This window comes from Deltaproteobacteria bacterium, from assembly GCA_026388415.1.
In the GTDB taxonomy this organism is placed as follows: Bacteria; Desulfobacterota; Syntrophia; order Syntrophales; family JACQWR01; genus JAPLJV01.
This window is the reverse complement of sequence record JAPLJV010000061.1, coordinates 23,050-43,664: the sequence shown is the minus strand read 5'-3', so window position 1 is coordinate 43,664 and position 20,615 is coordinate 23,050. Positions and strand designations below refer to the sequence as shown.

Genomic DNA, 20,615 nt, shown 5'->3' with positions numbered 1-20,615 from the left:
CTGGGAGGAAGATGATGGATGCAAGAGGAGACAGGATATTCATATTTGACACGACGCTAAGGGACGGCGAACAGTCGCCCGGCGCCAGCATGAACCTCGATGAGAAGCTGCGGCTGGCCCGCCAGTTGGAAAAAATGGGCGTTGATATCATTGAGGCCGGTTTCCCGGTTGCCTCGGAGGGAGATTTTCAGGCCGTGCGCCAGATTGCGGGGGAGATCAAGGTCGCACAGGTGGCTGCCTTGGCACGGGCGGATCTGGCGGATATAGACCGGGCCTGGGAAGCCATTGCCGAAGCGGCCCACCCGCGGATCCACACCTTCATCTCTTCTTCCGACATCCATCTTAAATATCAGCTCAACAAGACGCGGGCACAGGTGTTAAAAGAGGCCCGGGCGGCGGTGAAGCATGCCGCGGCCTGTACGCCGCAGGTGGAATTCTCCCCGATGGATGCCACCCGTTCCGACCGGGACTATCTGTGCGAGATGGTGGAGGCCGTCATTGCCGAGGGCGCCAGGACGGTGAATATTCCCGATACAGTGGGATATGCCACTCCCGAAGAATTCGGCCGGCTGATTGCCTACCTGTTTCAGAAGGTAAAAAACATCGGCCAGGCGATCATCTCCGTCCACTGCCACAACGATCTGGGGCTGGCGGTGGCCAACTCCCTGGCGGCGATCAAGAACGGCGCCCGGCAGGTGGAGTGTACCGTAAACGGCATCGGCGAGCGGGCGGGCAACGCCGCTATGGAAGAAGTGGTGATGGCGCTGGTAACCAGGAAGGACGTATTCCATTGTTACACGGGCATCAATACGGAGCAGATCTACAATTCCTCCAAGCTTCTGACCAAGATTACAGGCATCCAAGTCCAGCCGAACAAGGCCATTGTGGGCGCCAATGCCTTTGCCCACGAATCGGGGATTCATCAGGACGGACTGATCAAGGAAAAAACCACTTATGAGATCATGACCCCGCAGTCGGTGGGAATCTCGGGCACCCACCTGGTGCTGGGGAAACATTCGGGACGGCATGCAATTGTCGAGCGGCTCAAGAAGCTGGGCTACGTCCTGTCCAAAGAAGAGGTGGCCCGGGTCTTTGTCCGTTTCAAAGAACTGGCGGATGTCAAAAAAGAGATTTTTGACGAAGATCTGGAAGCGATTATTTCCGAAGAGATCTTCCGCATCGAGGACAAATACAAGCTGGTTTCCCTGACGGTGGTCAGTGGCAATGTCGTCATCCCGACGGCGACCATGCAGATGGAGATTGACATGGAAATCATCCATGATGCCGGTTTCGGCATCGGTCCAGTGGATGCCACCTTTGCCGCCATCAGAAAGATCACCAAAACCAATAATTTTCTGCAGCAATATGTGGTCAATGCCATCACCGGGGGGAGTGATGCCCAGGGGGAGGTGGCTGTGCATTTAAGATACGGCGACCACACCGTCGTGGGGCGGGGCGCGCACCCGGATATTCTGGTGGCCTCGGCCAAGGCCTACATCAATGCCTTAAACCGGCTCGAGCGTTTGAAGACGGAGGTCAGGAAAGTTAAATTTGAATAATACGTCGGGGCAGATTTGAAACCTGCCCGTACTTATGTTATAAGGGAAGCACAATCAAAACGAGCAGGGGAGACGGCAGATGGGAATGACCATAACGGAAAAAATACTTTGCGTCCACACAGACTTGCAGGATGTCCATCCCGGCATGTTGATCAATGCCCGGCTGGACATTGCCCTGGGAAACGATATAACGGCGCCGATCGCGATTTCCGAATTCAGGAAAACTGGCGCGAAGCAGGTTTTTGACAAAGAAAAAGTGGTCATTGTACCGGACCACTTTACGCCCAATAAGGATATCAGTTCGGCAGAACAGAGCAAGATCCTGAGAGATTTTGCCCGGGAACAATCCCTGACCCATTACTATGAAGTGGGGGAAGTGGGCGTGGAACATGCGCTCCTGCCGGAACAAGGCGTGGTGCTGCCGGGCGATCTGATCATCGGGGCCGACAGCCACACCTGCACCTACGGAGCCCTGGGGGCCTTTTCCACCGGGGTGGGCAGTACGGATTTTGCCGCTGCCATGCTGACCGGGGAGGCTTGGTTCAAGGTTCCCGAGACGATCAAGGTCGTATTCCATGGCCCTTTGAACAGATGGGTCTCAGGTAAGGACCTGATCCTCTATCTTATTGGCCTCATCGGCGTGGACGGAGCTCTTTACCGGGCGCTGGAGTTTACCGGCGAGACGGTGGCTTCACTGAACATGGCGGATCGCTTGACAATCGCCAATATGGCTGTTGAAGCCGGGGCGAAAAACGGGATTTTTGCCCCTGACGAAACAACGAGGGTCTATGTGGAAAAAAGAGCCAAGCGGGCCTATAAATTTTATGCCTCCGACGCCGATGCCGTCTATTGTCAGGTAATTGACATAGACGTGAGCAAGATTGAGCCGCAGGTGGCCTTTCCCCACCTGCCATCGAATACGCGGGGTATCAGCCAGGTGGGAGAGGTCAAGATTGATCAGGTCGTGATCGGTTCGTGCACCAACGGGAGAATCGAAGATCTGCGCGTCGCCGCCGCAGTCTTGAAGGGGAGGAAGGCAGCCCCCTACGTCCGTCTTATTGTTATCCCCGCCACGCCGGAAATCTACCGACAGGCCATGAAAGAAGGGCTGTTCGATATCTTTCTCGATGCAAAAGCCGCCGTCAGCACGCCTACCTGCGGCCCCTGTCTGGGCGGTTATATGGGAATTCTGGCGGAAGGGGAACGGGTCGTATCCACCACGAACAGGAACTTTGTGGGACGCATGGGGCATCCGGGCAGTGAGGTATACTTGACCAATCCCGCTGTGGCAGCCGCATCGGCGATACTGGGCCGGATTGCCGGACCGGATGAACTGTGACGATCGGGCCGGGTAATTCTTGAAACAACCATGGGGAAAGGGGTCAGGGAAAATGAAATTTCACGGTCAGGTTTGGAAGTTTGGCGACAATATTGATACGGATGCAATTATTCCGGCACGTTATTTAAATACCTCGGATTCTCAGGTTTTAGCGGCGCACTGCATGGAAGACGCCGATCCGGGGTTTGTAAAGAAAATAAGCCCCGGCGACATTATCGTGGCCGGCAATAATTTCGGCTGCGGCTCCTCACGGGAACATGCGCCGATTGCCATCAAGGTGGCGGGGCTTTCCTGCGTGATCGCCCGGAGTTTTGCCCGGATATTTTACCGGAATTCCTTCAACATGGGGCTGCCGATTTTCGAGTCGGCAGATTTATGGGATCTCGTGGCCGACGGCCAGGAAATCGAGGTGGACGGCGACCGGGGCAGTATAACCATTATCGGCGCCGAGGGAAAGACACTGACCGTTAATCCCATCCCGCCCTTCATGCAGGAATTAATCAACGACGGCGGACTGATGAAACATATTGAGCGGAAGCGACATTAACTCCCCCTTTCTGACCCCGATAAACGGGACGGATTCTTTTTGATGCATCCCATTGTTTTGTTTGACAGGATAATGATTGAAGCGCCGCGCAAGCGGATTTACCGGCGTCTGGGCTACCGGCCGGGCGTCACCAGTCTGCCGACCGGTCAGGAGGCGGAAGTGGAACGGTATATCGAGGACGCTCTTACTTTGATCAATCTGCGGGGGGTGGGACGCCGCCTCGCCCTGCGGGGGCTGCAAGATGCGCGAGTCATGCTGGAAGAACAGGCCGGGGAGGATGTTTTCCACAGCCGCCAGTTGGCCGCCTTTCTTCAGGAGTGCGGTGAAGTGGTTCTCATGGGCGCCACCGCGGGCGGTGAGGTAATGGCCGCCATCGCTGCGGATGTCACGGGGAGTCAGGTGACACGTGGCGTGGTTATTGATGCCGTCGCCAGCGAAATGGTTGATGCCTCCTTAGACTGGATCATGACTTATTTCGGCAGGGAGTTGCGACGAGAAAACAAGGCACTCAAACCACGCAGATATTCCGCCGGCTATGGCGATTTTGGGCTCGAAAATCAGGCCACGATGTTTCGTCTCCTGGACCTTTCGCGTCTCGGGGTGCAGATTACCGCGAGTTTTTTACTCATACCGGAAAAATCAGTAACGGCCATTGCGGGCGTAATAAGTTCATAATGAGGGTATTGCCAGTGAACGCTAAAAACAGAATCAGGAAGCTCATCAAAAGCCAAGTCGTGATCCTCGACGGGGCTATCGGCACGGAGCTGCAGAAAGGCGGGATGCCAACCGGAATCTGCCCGGAGACGTGGTGCCTGGAAAATTCGCGAGTTCTGACGGATATTTACCGGGTCTATGACCAGGCAGGCGCCGATATTGTCTATACCTCCACCTTTGGGGCAAACCGCTGCAAATTAGCCCATTACGGCGTTCATGACGTCCGGACGGTAAATCGCGACTTGGCCCGGCTGGCCAAAAACGCGGGCGGGAAAAACGCTCTGGTGGCCGGCGATATTGGTCCCACGGGCCGCTTTGTGGCGCCTTTCGGCGATCTGGCCTTTGAGGAAGCCGTGGAGATTTTCAAGGAGCAGGTTGCGGGGCTGCTTGCGGGCGGCGTTGATCTGTTTGTCATCGAAACCATGATTGATATTCAGGAGGCCCGGGCGGCCCTGCTGGCCGTCAAGGAGACCTGCGATTATTTTACCATCGTCACCATGACCTACGAAAAGGATGGCCGCACGTTAAACGGCACCGACCCGGTCACCGCCTTGATCACCCTGCAAAGCCTCGGGGCAGATGCCGTAGGCTGCAATTGTTCTTCCGGGCCCGAGACGATGCTTGCGCTGGTGGCCGCGATGAAACCTTACGCCACCGTTCCGCTGGTGGCCAAACCGAATGCCGGCATGCCTCACCTGGAAGGCAACCGGACGGTATTCGATATGGATGACAAGGCCTTTGCCGCCTTTGGCCAAAGGTTTGCCGAGGCGGGCGTAAATATGCTGGGCGGCTGTTGCGGCACTACGCCGGCGCACATCCGGAGTCTCAAGCAGAGCGTAGCCGACAGCGTTCCCATCGGCCCCCGCCGGAAATCGCTCAGCGCCGTCAGCTCTGCCCGCAGTTACCGGCTCTTTACGGGTGATCAACCATTGCAGATTGTGGGCGAGCGGTTGAATCCGACGGGCAAGAAAGCCCTGCAGCAGGAGCTGCGGGAAGGGAAGATGACGCTGGTGCGGCAGATGGCCCGGGAACAGGAGGAGCTGGGGGCCGCGCTTTTGGACGTGAATGTCGGCGTCCCGGGTCTTGATGAAGTCAAGGCCATCCGGGATATCCTGGATCTGCTTGCCGTGACGACGAGCATCCCCTTGGTGGTGGATTCTTCGCGAGCGGAAACCATTGAAGCTGCCCTCCGCCGCTATCCGGGCCGGGCGCTGATCAATTCCATTTCGGGAGAAAAGGTAAAGATGGTCCGGCTCCTGCCGCTCGCCGCCAAATACGGCGCCATGTTCATCATGCTGCCGCTCACGGAGGGGGAAATTCCCGCCACGGTAGAAAGACGCAGGGAGGTCATTAAGGACATCTTCCGGGCGGCCCGGAAGTTCGGCTTCACCAAGGATGACGTCATTGTGGATGGCCTGGTCATGACCGTGGCCTCGGACGCCCAAGCGGCCATAGAAACGTTAAAGACGATTGCCTGGTGCACGGAGCGGTTCCAATGCCGCACCCTGCTCGGCGTTTCCAATGTCTCTTTCGGCATGCCCGAGCGGCAATGGGTTAATGCCGCGTTTCTGGCCATGGCGCAGGCGTTGGGGCTCACGCTGGCAATTGCCAATCCCGGCAGCGCCGAGACCATGAATATCAAAATGGCAGGGGATCTGCTGCTGAAAAAAGACCGGGATGCGGCCTCCTATATCGCGCGTTTTTCGCGGTCGGCAGCGGCGACGACACAACGGACTGATCAACAGGCACCGCCGCCCGATGCTTCACCGGCGGCCCGGGTTGCCCGGGCGATCCGGGAAGGAGACCGGGAAGATGTCGCCGCCCGGGTGGAAGAGGCTTTGCTGGCTGGTGTGGCGGCCAAAAGTCTGGTAGATGAGTCCATGATCCCCGCCATTGTCCGGGTAGGGGATCTCTACGATCAGAAAGTCTATTTTCTGCCGCAACTCATTGCCAGCGCCGAGGCGATGAAGCTGGCCCTGGCAATCGTGGAGCCTCTCCTCGGTGTCGGAAGCACCGCCGTCGGGCAGAAAGGGACGGTCATCCTCGCGACCGTCATGGGGGACATCCATGATATCGGCAAGAATATCGTGGCGTTGATGTTGAGGAATCACGGCTATCAGATCGTTGATCTGGGCAAGAATGTGCCAACGGAAGACGTTATTGCGGCGATGAAAAAACATCAACCCCAGGCCGTGGGATTATCCGCCCTCATGACGACTACCATGGTCAACATGCAAGCGGTCATTGAACGCGCGGCACGGGAAGGGCTCCAATGTCCTTTCATGGTGGGGGGTGCCGTCGTCACGAGAGACTATGCCTCTTCCTTAGGCGCGGCCTATGCGAAGGACGGCGTGGAGGCGGTGCGGGTGCTGGAAGGATTGATTAAGAACCGGGCAAAAACGGGGGGTGCGAAATGATGAATTTGACATTGCCGGAAATGAAAAACAGGCTGGCGGAAATTATTATGACCAAGTCCTTCCAGTACCGGGACAACCCGCCCTTTACGCTGGCTTCGGGACGCACCAGCAATTACTACTTCAATTGCAAGCCTACCACCCTGGATCCGGAAGGTATGAATCTGATCGGCATGATTATCTTTGCCATGCTGGCCGATGCCGATGTTTCCGCCGCCGGAGGCCTGACCCTGGGCGCCGACCCCATCGCCAACGCCCTGTCCCTGATTTCGTATCAGCGCGGCAAACCTATAAAATCATTTATCATCAGGAAAGATGTCAAGGGGCACGGAACGAAGAGCGCCGTCGAGGGGGATGTGCGGCCGGGTGAAAAGGTGGCGATCATTGACGATGTCATCACCACAGGCGGCTCCACCCTGACGGCCATCGAGCGCGCCCGTGAAGCGGGATTGATCATCGAGCGCGTTGTTACCCTGGTTGACCGGGAAGAGGGGGGGCGAGAAAATATCCTCCGCCAGGTCGCCCGCGTTGACGCTGTTTTTACGAGAAGTGACATCATGTCTCTCTATGAGGAAAAACGTGGGACGTAAGGGGCTGCTATCAGCTTGTTTGCTGATTTTCCTGTTGATGTATCCATTGGCAGCACCGGCGGAGATCAATGAGTCCGTTATTGCCGTGGGCTTTGCTACCGGCGATGCCCCAAAAGGTGTGCCGGCCGGTTGGGAGCTGGACAGGAGGGCAGGCTGGGCCACCCTGCACCTGGAAAGGAATGGCGAAGGCTATTGCCTGAAGATGGTCAGCGATCAATCCTCCTTCGGGATAAAAAGGGCTGTGAAACTCAACATCAGAGAGTATCCTTATCTGAACTGGACATGGAAGGCGGGTAAACTCCCCCCGGGCGGAGACGTCCGGAAATCGGAAACGGATGACCAGGCGGCTCAAATCTACCTGGCCTTTCCTGCCACCGGCTTTCCGGCGAAATTGAACACACCGGTGCTCGGCTATATCTGGGATAACGAAACTCCCAAAGAGTGGACCGGTCGCTCTCCGCAATTAGGCGGGGGTAAAATGAGATACGTAGTGTTGAGGAACAAAAGCGACAAACTTGGTCACTGGTATGCCGAGAAACGCAATATTTACCATGATTATCAAAAATTGTTTCGAGATATCCAGAGCGGCGAGCCGGCCGGGCCGATACAGGGGATTTCCCTCTATATCAACTCGCAGCATACTAAAAGCGCCGCGGAATGTTATATCGGCGACATCTTTTTCAGTCGTCAATGATAACGGCTGTGTGCAACGAAATCATTAATGTTATTTCCTCGATAATTATGGTACAGCTAAAACTCAATAGTTTATCAATTAACACAGCAATGAAGGAGGGCAGTATGTTTTCAAGCAGATGGGCAAAAAATGGACTGATGTTTTTCAGTCTGTTCTTTTTGTGTTTGTATGTCCTGGAGATTGACGCCTTTGCCCGGGTGGGCGGTGGCAGGTCTATGGGGAGCATGGGTTCGCGATCGTTCTCGGCGCCGCGACCATCTTCGCCAAGCCCGTCACAGCAGCTCAGCCCCACACCGTCAAGTCCCTTGAACCAGCCCTTCCAGCAGCCCCAGAGCGGCGGCTTCCTGAGAAGCATGGCCGGTGGTCTGGTTGGCGGGATGATCGGCGGAATGCTATTCCGGGGCATGGGATTTGCTGGCGGTGGTGGTATCGGCGGTGGCGGCATTGGCCTGTTCGAGATCATTTTGATCGGTTTGCTTCTTTACGGAGTCTGGTGGTATATAAAAAAGAAGCGGCTGGAAGCGGCGGGGCCGGGCAGTCCAAACTATTACCAGGAGGCATCGCCTCAACAGCCGCTCTACGGCTCCTCATCCTACGCTCCCGCCTATGAACAGCAGTCGGCGTCAAGCGACCTGGGTGCCGGACTGGGCTACCTGAGGCAAATGGATTCCTCTTTTGATGATCAGCGCTTTAAGGATCAGTGCCTGGACAACTTCTTCAAGATACAGGGGGCATTTGCGAATCGCGATATGTCGGTGATCCGCACTCAGTTCACCGATGAGATGTTCGGCATCCTACAGAGGGACGCCAGCGATCTGAAACAGCTAAGACGGATCAACCGTCTCGAGAATATTGCCGTCAGAACCGTGGATATCACGGAAGTATGGCAGGAGGCCGGCAAGGATTTCATTACGGTCCGTTATTACGCCAACTTGCTGGATTATACAGTGGATGAGGATTCCGGCCAGGTGGTGTCGGGCAGCAAGACCGAACCGGTCAAATTTGAGGAATACTGGACTTTCACCCGTCCCGTGGGAAATAATCCCTGGCAGCTTTCGGCTATCAACCAGGTATCATAGGCGAAGTTTCAGGATCGCGAGCGCCTGCTCCGTGTCCTTGCTGATCTGGGCCACCAGTTCTGCCGGACTCGCGAAGCGGCGCTCTTCCCTGATCCGCTCGATAAAAAGAATATCCAGCGATTGTCCATAGATGTTTTCCGGGGGGAACCCCATCAAATGCACTTCCAGTGATATGGCGACGTCTCCGAAGGTAGGGTTCAGACCGATATTCAAAACAGCCTGGTATTGTGTCCCGTTCAGGTTAACGCGGGCGGCATAAACGCCTTTCGCGGGCAGCAACTCTTTGTGCGGCATAATATTGGCCGTGGGGAATCCCAGAGCGCCGCCGCGCTTCTTTCCTTCGATCACAGAGCCGCTTACATTATACGGGCGGCCCAAAAGCAAGGCGGCCTGCCGGACATCTCCGGCGAGAATGAGCTTTCTGATGCGGGTGCTGCTGATGATGATGCCGTCACAGGAGAAGGCATTGATAACTTCAACTTCAAAGTCGAGGTCTTGCCCCCAGGCCGCCAGCATGTCTTTATTGCCTGCCTGGCCCTGGCCGAATTTATAGTCATGGCCGATGAATATTTTTCCCACCCGCAGATTTTCCCACAGAAAATCCGAGATAAATTCCGCTGCGGTCGTGGCTGCATATTGAATGGTAAAAGGGACCAGGATAACGGCGTCGAGTTGCAATTCCGCCAGCAGTTTGACCCTTTCCTCCAGGGTCGTGAGCAGGTAAAATGGTCTCCGTTCGGGGTGCATGACCATCTTGGGGTGGGGGACAAAGGTTACGAGCAGGGCCTTCCGTTTAGCTGCCCGGGCGGCCTGGACGAGTCTTTGAAATACGTGTCGGTGTCCCAGATGGACGCCATCGAAATTGCCTATGGTGATGAAGGCGCCCTTTAATTCGGGGGGGACGTCTTCCGGGTACTTGATTACCTGCATATTAATTATCCACTTTCCTTCGCTATTGACAACACACATACCATGACCATCACAATTATAGAAGATCATTTTTTCTTGACAATATTCGGGTCATCAGTATAGATAGGCACGAGATTGTCCTTATTTAATCTTCATTTGCCGAAGTGGCGGAATTGGTAGACGCGCTAGGTTCAGGGTCTAGTGGGCGAATGCTCATCCCGGTTCAAGTCCGGGCTTCGGCACCATAGGAAAAACAGGGGGTTAGCTGAGTTATTGGTTAACCCTCTTTTCTTTTGAGGGTACTTGGCCAACGGTTTGGAAATAAGGGTTCTAATCATTATGTTGTTTCCTCGATAATTATGATATAGGCGACTCATTGTGTGTGGGGGCCGTTGCCAACGCGGACAGATGGTTAAAGTACCGTGAAACCGCAGGGCAAACGGGGTGAACTGGGGGGTAATATGGAAGTAAGACTAAAACAGGAATGGATGGGGCGCCATTCCGGAGCTATCGTAAAAGTTAATGAAAGTTGTGCAAACAATCTGTTTCAAAGAGATATCGCCGAGAAAATGGAACCAGAAAGTACAGAGAAAATAAGAGAAAAGCTTCAGGATATGGCGGCGGAGAACTTGTTAAAATCTTCTCCAATTAATTGAGCATATCTTCATTGACCAGGATGTATGCGTAACCTCCATTATTACCTTTTTCCGCAGGCCATCTTGTTCGCCTCGGGCGTCTCGCGCAGCATGACCGTCATTAGCGGCCCGAGCGCAGCGCCGACACCGAGTGCAGTCCACGCAAGTCCCCATGCCATTGTCTCCGAGTTGAGCGGTTCGCCGCGTGCCCAGTCCATCACGAGCCCGAACACCCATGGGCTTATGATTCCTGCGCCGAAACCAAGAAGCGAGCGTAGCGCATAGGCAGCGCCCAGATAGTGAGGCGGAACCAGTTCGGTGAGAGCCGTCGAATAGACCGAAGAATCGGTGATAGCGGCAATGTTGTAGAGCGTGGCCACAGTCACCAGGAGCCATAGAGGCAGCGCTATCATCCAGCCGAACATAAAAGAGCACATAAGGCTCAGGCATGACCCCAAGAGGATAGCTCTGGTGCGTCCCCAGCGATCCGACAGAGCGCCGCCGTATATGCTGCCGCTCATACTGGTGATGTGAGTGAACGCTGTGAAGAGAGCACCGAAACCGGCGGCCTTCAGAGTCATGGCGCCATTCTGCACGATCGCTGCCGCGAGATATGCCGGCAGCCACGCCCATAATCCCAGCAGTTCCCATGCATGGAATACATATGCCCAGATAAGAAGCATGGCAGGCCTGTTTTGCCAGACCGCCCGCAATGCGAGGATGCCGGTGAGCTGGTTGCCGTGCGGATGAATCACGTTGGGCGTCACTCGTAACGTCCAAAACGAGATTCGCATCGCAATGAGCGGTCCACAAGCCGCGGCGATAAATGAGCCTCGCCAGCCGACGTGCGGCATCAGGATTCCGCTCAGGAGCAGCGATACGCCATACCCGAGCGAAGCTGCAGCAAGAAACCATCCCATTGCTCGGCCGCGCTCATGAGGTGCAAAACGCTCCGCAACAAGTGTCAAACCCGGCGTATACGATGCACCAGAACATAATCCGGTAACCCCATAAAAGAAGAGACCGGAGATGAAACCGTCTGCGAAAAACGCGAACATAAGTGCGCTAAAGCCGGCTAGGACACTGCCAATAAGAAACGTTTTATTGGCGCCGTACCGGTCAGCAATAAAACCGACCGCAAACAGCGATATCAGATAGCCGGTATGCCAGGCCGATTGTATCAAACCGGCCTGGCTTGCCGACATGTTCCAATCAGCTCTCAGCAGCGGCAGCGCCGCCGCGTAGGCGGTGAAGATAAATGCAAAAAAGCTACGGCTCAGACAGATCCCGATGAGCCAAGCGGAGTCACTTTGTGTTACTGTCTTCAATAGTCGCGGTCCGGTATTGTGATGAGACATCCTTAGCTTGAACGCACTTTGCTATCTATTACTTTATCTTTCCGAGCAGCGCACCGGCAATGGTGTTCTTCTGAATTTCTTTCGTGCCTTCATACAATTCGGTAATTTTGGCATCCCGGTAGAAACGCTCTACTTCGTATTCCAGCATATAGCCGTATCCGCCCAGAAGTTGAATGGCTTCGTCACAAACTTCAACGGCGGTGCGGGCGGCAGCCATTTTTGCCATGGAAGTCAGCTTGGGATCAGTCCGTCCCTGATCACAATTCCAGGCTGCTTTATAAACCAGTAGCCTGGCCATCTCGATCTTCGTCGCCATATCCGCCAGTTTGTGTTGAGTAATCTGAAACTCAGCGATTTTCTTGCCAAACTGCTTTCGAGACTTGACATACGCCAGAGCACGGTCAAAGGCGCCCTGGGCAGTCCCCAAAGCCTGGGCGGCGATCAGTATCCGGCTTTCATCGAAGAAGGCAAGCACCTGGTAGAATCCGTTGCCTTCTTTGCCAAGCAGGTTTTCGGTCGGAACCCTGACATTGCTGAAAACAACTTCTGCCGAGTTCATCATCCGAATGCCCATCTTGTGCCCGACACTGCTGGCAGAAACGCCCGCCCGATCCGCTTCGACCAGAATCAGACTCAGCCCTCTATAAGAAGGATTCGCATGGGGATCGGTCTGGCACAAAACACAGTAGAATCCGGCGAGCGGTCCCCCATTGGTAATAAACATCTTGTTGCCGTTGATGATCCAATCATTCCCGTCTTTGAAGGCGGTGGTACTCATCGAGGTAATATCCGATCCATGATCGGGTTCGGTAAAGGCACCGCAGGAAAGCACTTTGCCGGTGGCGAGCTGTGGCAGCCATTTTAATTTTTGCTCTTCGCTGCCGAAATGCAGGATAATTTCAGAACCAAAATTTGCTAAAATAATACAGGCGCCTACGGAAGAATCACCCCGACACAGTTCTTCGGCGACCAGAATATTCTCCATGACTCCCAATCCCTGGCCAGAGTACTTTTCATCATAATGAATACCGATGAAGCCCAGTTCGGCAGCCTTTTCCCACAATTGGACCGGATATTCATGTTTTTCTTCCAGTTCCAGGATGAACTCTTTTTTAAATTCACCCGCTACGAAATCTCTGACCGCTCGTTGAATTTCTTTTTGCTCTTTCGACAGTTCGAATTCCATAGGTATTCCTCACTTTCTTTTGGCGTTATCCGAACAGATAACTTAAAATTATTTTGCTTTTATAAGCCTACAGCAAGAATTAATAAATGAATATTTCTTTTTTGGGAACCCCGTATTCATTATTCACACGGAAATCATAGAATAACCTCTGTCCAGATTCTTCTTGACAAACAGAATGATCGTTCTAGACTCACCTATCCCGCTTATTGGGGTTAGGAGACTAATTATGGAATTGACGGCTGAACAGGTTGACATCAAAAAGGCAGCACGGGAGTTTGCCGAGGGTGAATTCAGGGACAGGGCAAAGGAGTTTGATGAAAAGGAAGAGTTCGATCCGGCTATCTGGAAAAAGGCCGCGAAAAACGGCTTTGTCGGGACGTTTATTAAGGAAGCATATGATGGTGCGGGACTCGGTTTCCTGGAGCATTCCCTCATCGCGGAGGAGTTTTGGCGGGTTGATCCCGGATGCGGACAGGCGGTTATTTCCTGTACTTTCGGGTCGGAAATGATCCAGGCCTTTGGCACGGAGGGACAAAAGAAGAAATATCTTCCTCCTCTGGTAGCGGGAGAGGCAATGATCGGGTTTGCCATTACCGAACCCGATGCCGGCAGCGATGTGACCATGATCAAGACGAAGGCCGAGAAGCAGGGCAGCAAATACATCATCAACGGGTCGAAGATGTTTATCACCAACGGGTGTCTCGCCGATAACCTACTCGTCTATGCCCTCACGCACCCGGAGGAGAAAGATGTTCACAAGAGATTCAGTGTCATATTAGTCGAGACTGCAACCCCCGGCTATGAAGCCACAAAAATCCACGGCAAGCTGGGGATCCGGGCCTCAAATACCGCCGAGGTTAATTTCAATAACGTGGAAGTACCGGCGGAAAATCTGATAGGTCAGGAGCAACGGGGCTTTTATCAGCTCATGGATTTCTTCAACAAGACGCGAAACCATGTGGCGGCCCAGGGTGTCGGTGTTGCCCAGGGAGCGCTGGAAGCCGCGATTTTGCATATAAAAAAGAGAAAGGCCTTCGGGGGGACCTTGGCCGGACTCCAGGGGCTCCAGTTCAAGATCGCCGAGATGGCAACACGGATCGAGGCGGCCCGTGGTCTCTACTGGCGGTCAGCCTATCTACTCGACCACGGGAAGGTTGATCCCGGCCTCATTTCCATGGCGAAATGGTATGCCGGCGACACGGCGGTATATGTGACGAATGAAGCCCTGCAGCTGCACGGAGGCTACGGCTACATCGCCGATTACGATGTCCAGAGATTCTACCGGGATGCCAAGATTGTCGAGATTTATGAAGGCTCCAAAGAGGTTGAGAAGGCAGTCATCGCCAGAGAACTCTTGAAGAAGGTTTTTTAATTAATCTAACTGAAACTTGTCGTTTCGGGGAATTTCCGGCGGCAAACTTTTCCTTTTCAGCCATTTTTATTTATGGTAGTGCTGACGTCCCCGGAGTGGCGATAAATACAACATGATAAAAGGAAAAATTTGCATTCCCTGGAGCAATAACATCTCTCATGACGATTGGCACGATTGGCGCTGGCAATATCAACAGCGTCTCCACACCCGGGAGCAGTTAGCAGCCTTGATTCATTATCCTCCGTCGGCAGCGGCCTGGTACGGGAAACTCATCAGTGCCTACCCTTACTGTATTACGCCTTACTATCTTTCCCTGGTGGACCGTGATGATACCGATGATCCCATTGCCAGGCAGTGTTTCCCGGACCTGCGGGAGATGGATCATGCCCCGGGAGAACTGGCCGATCCGCTGGCGGAGGAAAATAATATGCCCCTTGACGGTCTCGTGTACCGCTATCCGGACCGGTGCCTCGTCATGGTGACGAATGCCTGTGTTACCTATTGCCGGCATTGCAACCGCAAACGCCGGTGGGGAAATAATGCTCACGTGGCCGGCAAAACGGAGTTGCAGGCGATGGTCGCTTACGTAGCTGAAAATCCGGGTATCAGGGAGGTGATAATTTCCGGCGGCGACCCCCTGACCTTGAGTGAAGGGCTGCTGGACTGGTTCCTCGGGGCGCTGCGCGCTCTTTCCAACGTCGAGGTGATTCGCCTCGGGAGCCGTATCCCAGTCGTCATGCCGATGCGGATCACGAAAAGACTCTGTCGAATGCTGCGCAAACATCGGCCGCTGTGGTTCAACACCCAATTTAATCATGCCAATGAAATCACGGATGATTCAGCCCGGGCCTGCGCCATGCTGCTGGAAGCGGGTCTGCCCCTTTCCAACCAGTCAGTGCTGCTGAAGGGAGTAAATGATTCTTACGAAGCGATGCAGGCTCTCCTCTACGGACTGCAGCGAATCGGGGTCAGACCATATTACCTCTTTCAGGGCGACGCCGTGGCCGGCACGAACCATTTGCGGGCGGATATGGAACAGGGGATAGAGATGATGGGAAAACTCAGGAGCAATATCTCGGGACTTTGCCTGCCCGCCTACGTTCTTGATACGGGGGAGCGAGGGAAAATTCCGCTGTAAATTTATGGTATAACGTGATACAGTTCACCTACACAAAATAAGGAGTGAAAATTTATATGTACACTGCCAGTGATTTGAAAAAAGGACTCAGAATAAAAATTGACAATGAACCCTATATCATAACGGAGTTCAACTTTGTCAAGCCCGGTAAAGGTCAGGCTCTCTATCGCTCCAAGTTAAAGAATATGCTGACAGGTAGCCAGTTTGAAAGGACCTTCCGTTCCGTGGATACCTTTGAATCTGCCGACCTGCAAGAGAAAAAGATGCAATTTCTCTACAAGGAAGGGGAGAAATACTGCTTCATGGACAATCAGAGTTATGAACAGATTTTTCTAACGGAATTGCAGGTAGGCGACGCGAAAAATTTTCTGATTGATAATATCGAAGCAGAAGTCCTGATGTTTGAGGACCGGCCGTTAGGCGTGAGCCTCCCCAATTTCGTGGATTTGATCGTGACGCAAGCCGATCCCTGGGCCAAGGGAGACACGGTATCGGGCAATGCCAAGCCCGTCATCGTGCAGACGGGTTACCAGATCCAGGTGCCTCCCTTTGTTGAGCAGGGCGAGAAGATCAGGATTGATACGCGCACCGGGGAATATATGACCCGTGTTAAAGGATAGGCCTCCAGTAGAAGAAGGTGGTCCGTCGGCAGGCAAAAGGGATTTCCTCTGGCGGCGGGCGGCAATGATCCAGGCCATGCGGCGTTTTTTCATTATCCATGGTTATCTGGAGGTGGAAACCCCCCTACTGATCCCAGCGCCGGCGCCGGAGACGCATATAGATGCCGTGAGTTGCGGTAACTGGTTTTTACATACCTCGCCGGAACTGTGCATGAAACGGCTGCTCGCTGCCGGCTATCCCCGCATCTTTCAAATATGCCGCTGTTTCCGCAGTAAGGAAAGGGGCACGCGGCACCTGCCCGAATTTACCATCCTGGAGTGGTATCAGGCCGACAGCGACTACAGAAAATTGATGACGGAATGCCAGGATTTGCTGTCCTTTGTTTTCAATGAGCTTGGGTGCGGCGGCGCCCTTTCCTTTCAGGGGAGGCGCGTCAGCCTGCAGCCGCCCTGGGAGATGATCACCGTGGCCGATGCCTTTGATCTCCATGCCCCGCTGTCCATGTCGGAAGCCCTGCGGACGGAATGTTTTGACGAGATGATGGCCTGTCACATAGAACCGGAGCTGGGCGTGGCCAAACCGATATTTATTTATGATTATCCCCTGCATCCCGGTTGCTTAGCCAGGGCGAAAAAAGGCGACCCCTCGCTTACGGAACGCTTTGAGCTCTATATCGGAGGACTGGAACTGGCCAATGCCTTTTCCGAACTGACCGATGCCGAAGAGCAGCGTACACGCTTTCAAGTATCTGAACGAGAGCGCTCAGCCGTGGGGAAATCGGCCTATCCCGTTCCCGAAAGATTTTTAACGGCCCTCTCCTCCATGCCGGAAGCGGCCGGCATCGCGCTGGGCATTGACAGATTGGCTATGATCCTGACGGACCGGTCAACTATTGACGACGTGGTGGCTTTTGTGCCCGAAGATTTATAAACAAAAGAGCTGTTGACAATGCAGCTTTTTTTAAATAGATATAACGCGATTCTATCAAAATGCCCTTGGGGAGGTCAAGAGTGCAAGAGGTTTCTACCACGAACGTAAATTTGGGCGGCCAGTTCCACGGCAGCATCTTGGACATGATCATCAATGCCAGCTTCATGGTCCAATTCGTATTAATATCCCTGCTTTTCTTTTCGGTTGTTTCCTGGGCGATCATTTTTATGAAATACCGTCTGCTCAAAAAAGCCCGGAAGGAAAACAGCACGTTTCTGGCAATGTATATGAAGAGCGGCAAACTATCCGAGGTTTTTACCGGATCCAATAAATTTTTGCATTCCAATGTGGCGAAGGTTTTCCGGGCAGGCTATGCGGAGCAGATCACTCTCAACAAGTTCATGAAAGAAACACCCCCCGCCTCGGAAGGATCAGCGCCAGCAGTGTTGGAGATAAAGGGCATAGACAATATCGAACGCACCTTCCATCGCGCCTGCAGCACGGAGATTACCAAGATGGAAAGCACCCTTGGTTTTCTGGCGACTACCGGCAGCGTCTGTCCGTTTATCGGTCTTTTTGGCACGGTTTGGGGCATCATGGATACCTTCCGGGGTATCGGCGCCAAAGGGTCGGCAACTTTGGCTGTCGTAGCGCCCGGAATATCGGAGGCCCTGGTGGCGACTGCGGCAGGACTGGCGGCGGCCATACCGGCCGTAGTATTCTATAATTATTTTCAGAACAATATCAAAATTATGGTTATGGAGATGGATGGCTTTGTTTCCGAACTCCTGAATATTCTGGAGCGTTTTTATGCCAAGCGGTAGGGAAAAATGAATTACGGACGCAGGCGTGATTATTTGGCAAGCAAATCCTTTTCCGAGATCAACGTTACACCGCTGGTGGATGTGGTCCTGGTGCTATTGATCATTTTTATGGTCGCCGCACCCATGCTGCAGATGGGCATTGATGTGAATCTGCCGCGCGTGAAATCCAAGAGCGTGGATGTTACGGAAGAAAAGCTCGTGCTGACCGTTAATGGCGCCAAAGAGATTTTCCTGAACAAAAGCAAGGTCACCCTGCCGGATCTGCGGTCCAAGTTAGAGAACATATTTGCCGCCAAGATTGACCGTGACCTTTTCCTGCGGGCGGACAGGAACGTCCCCTATGGCTTTGTTGTGGAGGTTATGTCTGAAGTCAGGAAGGCCGGGGTAGACAAGCTGGGGATGATTACCGAACCTCCGGAGGAGGCCAGATAATGTATCTGGAGGGAAGCAACTCCGGAGACGGAGGGCCAAGCTTGCACGGCATTATTTTCCTGTCTCTGGTGGCCCATTTTATTGTTTTGTCTCTCCTTGTTTTCTCACGCTCGCTATTGCCTATGCCCAAATTGACTTTCGGCCCGGTATACTCTGTCCAATTGGTAAGTATGCCGGCCAGTTTGCTGGAAAAGAAAGGCGCGGAGACAGCGGCGAGAAACATATTAGATTACGTCCCTGCCCGCCAGCCCATGCTTAACAGGTCATCCCTGGATTCACTTCCCGTTCCTGTTACTCCCGTAGAAGCGCGAAAAAAATCCTTCGGTAGCGTAGAAAAGGCGCTGGAAGCAATTAGAAAGAATGTTCCGGCGGCAGCGGAGCAATCGGCGCCCTCGCCGGCCTCGCAGGGGGCGTCGCGGATAACGTCGCAGGCGTCATCCGCTGCCAGGCTCAGCGACGGGGGGGGGGACGCGAATGCCAGGATGAGGAACTACTATGCCGTAATCTGGTCGAGGATCAAAGTGTTGTGGACCATTCCCCAGGGTCTGTTGCCCCGCGAAAACATTGAAGCGGTGGTGCACGCCCAAATATTAAGGGATGGGACGATTACGAATGTTGGTCTGGAGAAGCGGTCCGGCAACCGTTACTTTGATGATGCCGCGCTGCGGACTGTCAAAAAGGCCAATCCCTTGCCGCCGTTGCCGGAGGAACTAAGAGACGGCAGCATTGAAATCGGCATCCGCTTTCATTCTGCCGAATTCAAATGAAGAGGTGTATTATCGGCTTTAAAACCAGACTTATTTTTAAAAGCCTCATCTTACTGGGCGCGATTTTATTCTTTGCTCCCGAGTGTGCTGATAGCGCCGACAAGGTTTACTTAGACATGGATTCCCCTGCCTGGCAGCAATTTGTCATTGCTGTCCCGGATTTCCGGAACTTGGCCGGGAAAAATGGCTTGCCCGATAATCAGTCCGCCCTGCTTGCCGACCAGCTTTCCAGCCTCCTGCGGATAACGGCTTTTTTCAATGTTGTCGCTAAAAAGGCGTATCTCGATGATAATAAAGCGTCCGCCAATGCCCCTGCGGAAAACATCCGCTTTGCCGACTGGCTGGCGATCGGGGCGGAATATCTGGTGCAGGGAGGTTTTCAGCAACGGGGCGGCGAACTGATCCTGGATTGTCGTCTCTATGACGTGGTAAAGGCGGAAGTCGTAGTCGGGAAAAAGTATGTGGGCAAGGCTGCCGATGGCAAGACCATGCTCCGTAAATTTGCCGGGGAGATACTGCTTGCCCTTACGGGAGACGGGAGTGTCTTTGGCACGCGGATCGCCTTCGTCATGAAAAAGGGCAAGGCAACGGACATCCTTTCCATAAATTACGACGGTTCGGATTTGGTAAAAGAGATAGAGAGCAGGACAATTCTTATGTCTCCACGCTGGTCTGCCGAGGGCAGATATCTGGCGTATACTTCCTTTGAGGGGGGGAACCCGGATTTCTACGTCAAGGATATGACTAATGCCGCCATTACGAAGATTAGTTCTTTCCGGGGCATTAATTTGTCTGGAGGCTGGTCGTCCGACGGCAGGAAGGTGCTGATAACCTTGAGCAAAGACGGCAATGAAGAGATTTATCTGCTGGACTTCGGCAGTAAGCTACTGCAACGTTTGACAAACAATTATGCTATTGATGTCTCTCCCGTCTGGTCCCCTGATGGAGGCAGGATCGCTTTCGTATCGAATCGTTCCGGATCTCCGCAATTATATATCATGGACGCAGACGGCAATAATGCCAAAAGGCTTACCTATGCAGGGAACTACAATACCTCTCCCGCCTGGTCTCCCAAGGGCGACCGGATTGCCTATGAAGGCATGATAGACGGCAGGTTCCAGATTTTTACCATCGGCCCGGACGGTGAAAACGTGAAGCAACTGACCTTTGACAGCGGCGAGGGCAAATCTCCCTCCTGGTCACCTGACGGCCGGTATTTAGCCTTCAGCAAAAGTAACGGCAATAAGAAAAAAATTTATATCATGACCGCCTCCGGATTGAACTTGCGGCTTTTGTATGAAGGGTCCGGGGAATGCGTTTCTGCTTCCTGGTCTTCCCGTTTTAAGACCATTCCTTAGCTCTATATGGATGAGCTGCTCCGTTCGTACCAGGGACCGGAAAAATAAATGTTTTTTTATGTTGAATGTGTCGTGAACTTGCGTTATAAAGCGGTAGCAGTTTACCATTATTCTTTATCCATCCTGGGGGGGGATTGCACCTTTAGGAA

Annotated in this window: 20 protein-coding genes and 1 tRNA gene; 18 read left to right on the top strand and 3 right to left on the bottom strand. The window is 53.6% G+C overall.

The genetic code is table 11. From position 1 onward, the window contains the following. Window positions 1-14: 14 nt before the first annotated feature. The 8 genes from NT140_12520 to NT140_12485 all read left to right on the top strand — a co-directional run bounded on the left by NT140_12520 (window position 15) and on the right by NT140_12485 (window position 8,936). Complete coding sequence (locus tag NT140_12520) at window positions 15-1,559, top strand: 2-isopropylmalate synthase (GenBank protein ID MCX5832684.1); 1,545 nt, start codon at window positions 15-17, stop codon at window positions 1,557-1,559. 79 nt (window positions 1,560-1,638) lie between these two features. Continuing rightward, window positions 1,639-2,898 (top strand): 3-isopropylmalate dehydratase large subunit, encoded by a 1,260-nt coding sequence (gene leuC / locus NT140_12515; protein ID MCX5832683.1) that lies wholly within the window; start codon window positions 1,639-1,641, stop codon window positions 2,896-2,898. A gap of 52 nt (window positions 2,899-2,950) precedes the next feature. Then, window positions 2,951-3,445, top strand: coding sequence for a 3-isopropylmalate dehydratase small subunit (locus NT140_12510; protein ID MCX5832682.1), 495 nt, complete (start codon window positions 2,951-2,953; stop codon window positions 3,443-3,445). 72 nt (window positions 3,446-3,517) lie between these two features. Further along, window positions 3,518-4,120: a methionine synthase gene (locus NT140_12505; GenBank protein MCX5832681.1), complete on the top strand. Its 603-nt coding sequence runs from the start codon at window positions 3,518-3,520 to the stop codon at window positions 4,118-4,120. A gap of 14 nt (window positions 4,121-4,134) precedes the next feature. Beyond that, window positions 4,135-6,576 carry a homocysteine S-methyltransferase family protein gene (locus NT140_12500; GenBank protein MCX5832680.1) on the top strand — a complete coding sequence of 814 codons (2,442 nt, stop codon included), beginning with the start codon at window positions 4,135-4,137 and terminating at the stop codon, window positions 6,574-6,576. After that, entirely contained in the window at window positions 6,573-7,163 is a 591-nt protein-coding gene (gene pyrE, locus NT140_12495; GenBank protein MCX5832679.1) for an orotate phosphoribosyltransferase, read from the top strand. Before NT140_12500 ends, pyrE begins: the two co-directional genes overlap by 4 nt. Next, window positions 7,153-7,857 carry a DUF3047 domain-containing protein gene (locus NT140_12490; protein ID MCX5832678.1) on the top strand — a complete coding sequence of 235 codons (705 nt, stop codon included), beginning with the start codon at window positions 7,153-7,155 and terminating at the stop codon, window positions 7,855-7,857. Before pyrE ends, NT140_12490 begins: the two co-directional genes overlap by 11 nt. Before the next feature lie 104 nt (window positions 7,858-7,961). After that, window positions 7,962-8,936: a Tim44 domain-containing protein gene (locus NT140_12485; GenBank protein MCX5832677.1), complete on the top strand. Its 975-nt coding sequence runs from the start codon at window positions 7,962-7,964 to the stop codon at window positions 8,934-8,936. Here NT140_12485 and NT140_12480 read toward each other — a convergent pair. Next, window positions 8,931-9,866 (bottom strand): bifunctional riboflavin kinase/FAD synthetase, encoded by a 936-nt coding sequence (locus NT140_12480; GenBank protein MCX5832676.1) that lies wholly within the window; start codon window positions 9,864-9,866, stop codon window positions 8,931-8,933. The two genes, NT140_12485 and NT140_12480, sit on opposite strands and share 6 nt — an antisense overlap. Before the next feature lie 137 nt (window positions 9,867-10,003). On the opposite strand from NT140_12480, the gene NT140_12475 reads away from it, so the two are divergent. Beyond that, window positions 10,004-10,090: transfer RNA gene (locus tag NT140_12475), tRNA-Leu, on the top strand. Window positions 10,091-10,306: 216 nt separating this feature from the next. Further along, window positions 10,307-10,501, top strand: a complete 195-nt coding sequence (locus NT140_12470) for a hypothetical protein (protein ID MCX5832675.1) — start codon at window positions 10,307-10,309, stop codon at window positions 10,499-10,501. Window positions 10,502-10,542: 41 nt separating this feature from the next. Here NT140_12470 and NT140_12465 read toward each other — a convergent pair whose 3' ends face one another. Then, on the bottom strand, window positions 10,543-11,808 hold the full coding sequence (locus tag NT140_12465; protein ID MCX5832674.1) for an MFS transporter: 1,266 nt from the start codon (window positions 11,806-11,808) through the stop codon (window positions 10,543-10,545). A gap of 58 nt (window positions 11,809-11,866) precedes the next feature. Continuing rightward, window positions 11,867-13,024 carry an acyl-CoA dehydrogenase family protein gene (locus NT140_12460; protein MCX5832673.1) on the bottom strand — a complete coding sequence of 386 codons (1,158 nt, stop codon included), beginning with the start codon at window positions 13,022-13,024 and terminating at the stop codon, window positions 11,867-11,869. 226 nt (window positions 13,025-13,250) lie between these two features. Here NT140_12460 and NT140_12455 point away from each other — a divergent pair, with 226 nt between their 5' ends. The 8 genes from NT140_12455 (at window position 13,251) to tolB (ending at window position 20,466) form a co-directional block, all read left to right on the top strand. Further along, window positions 13,251-14,396, top strand: coding sequence for an acyl-CoA dehydrogenase family protein (locus NT140_12455; protein ID MCX5832672.1), 1,146 nt, complete (start codon window positions 13,251-13,253; stop codon window positions 14,394-14,396). A 112-nt stretch (window positions 14,397-14,508) separates the two neighbouring features. Continuing rightward, on the top strand, window positions 14,509-15,534 hold the full coding sequence (locus NT140_12450; GenBank protein ID MCX5832671.1) for a KamA family radical SAM protein: 1,026 nt from the start codon (window positions 14,509-14,511) through the stop codon (window positions 15,532-15,534). 56 nt (window positions 15,535-15,590) lie between these two features. Then, entirely contained in the window at window positions 15,591-16,154 is a 564-nt protein-coding gene (gene efp, locus NT140_12445) for an elongation factor P (protein MCX5832670.1), read from the top strand. Further along, window positions 16,141-17,085, top strand: coding sequence for an EF-P lysine aminoacylase EpmA (epmA, locus tag NT140_12440; protein ID MCX5832669.1), 945 nt, complete (start codon window positions 16,141-16,143; stop codon window positions 17,083-17,085). Before efp ends, epmA begins: the two co-directional genes overlap by 14 nt. A gap of 80 nt (window positions 17,086-17,165) precedes the next feature. After that, window positions 17,166-17,909, top strand: a complete 744-nt coding sequence (tolQ, locus tag NT140_12435) for a protein TolQ (GenBank protein ID MCX5832668.1) — start codon at window positions 17,166-17,168, stop codon at window positions 17,907-17,909. Window positions 17,910-17,942: 33 nt separating this feature from the next. Next, window positions 17,943-18,341, top strand: coding sequence for a biopolymer transporter ExbD (locus NT140_12430; protein ID MCX5832667.1), 399 nt, complete (start codon window positions 17,943-17,945; stop codon window positions 18,339-18,341). Continuing rightward, window positions 18,341-19,108: an energy transducer TonB gene (locus NT140_12425; protein ID MCX5832666.1), complete on the top strand. Its 768-nt coding sequence runs from the start codon at window positions 18,341-18,343 to the stop codon at window positions 19,106-19,108. Before NT140_12430 ends, NT140_12425 begins: the two co-directional genes overlap by 1 nt. After that, entirely contained in the window at window positions 19,105-20,466 is a 1,362-nt protein-coding gene (tolB, locus tag NT140_12420) for a Tol-Pal system beta propeller repeat protein TolB (protein ID MCX5832665.1), read from the top strand. The genes NT140_12425 and tolB overlap by 4 nt, the downstream gene beginning before the upstream one ends. Window positions 20,467-20,615: the final 149 nt, after the last annotated feature.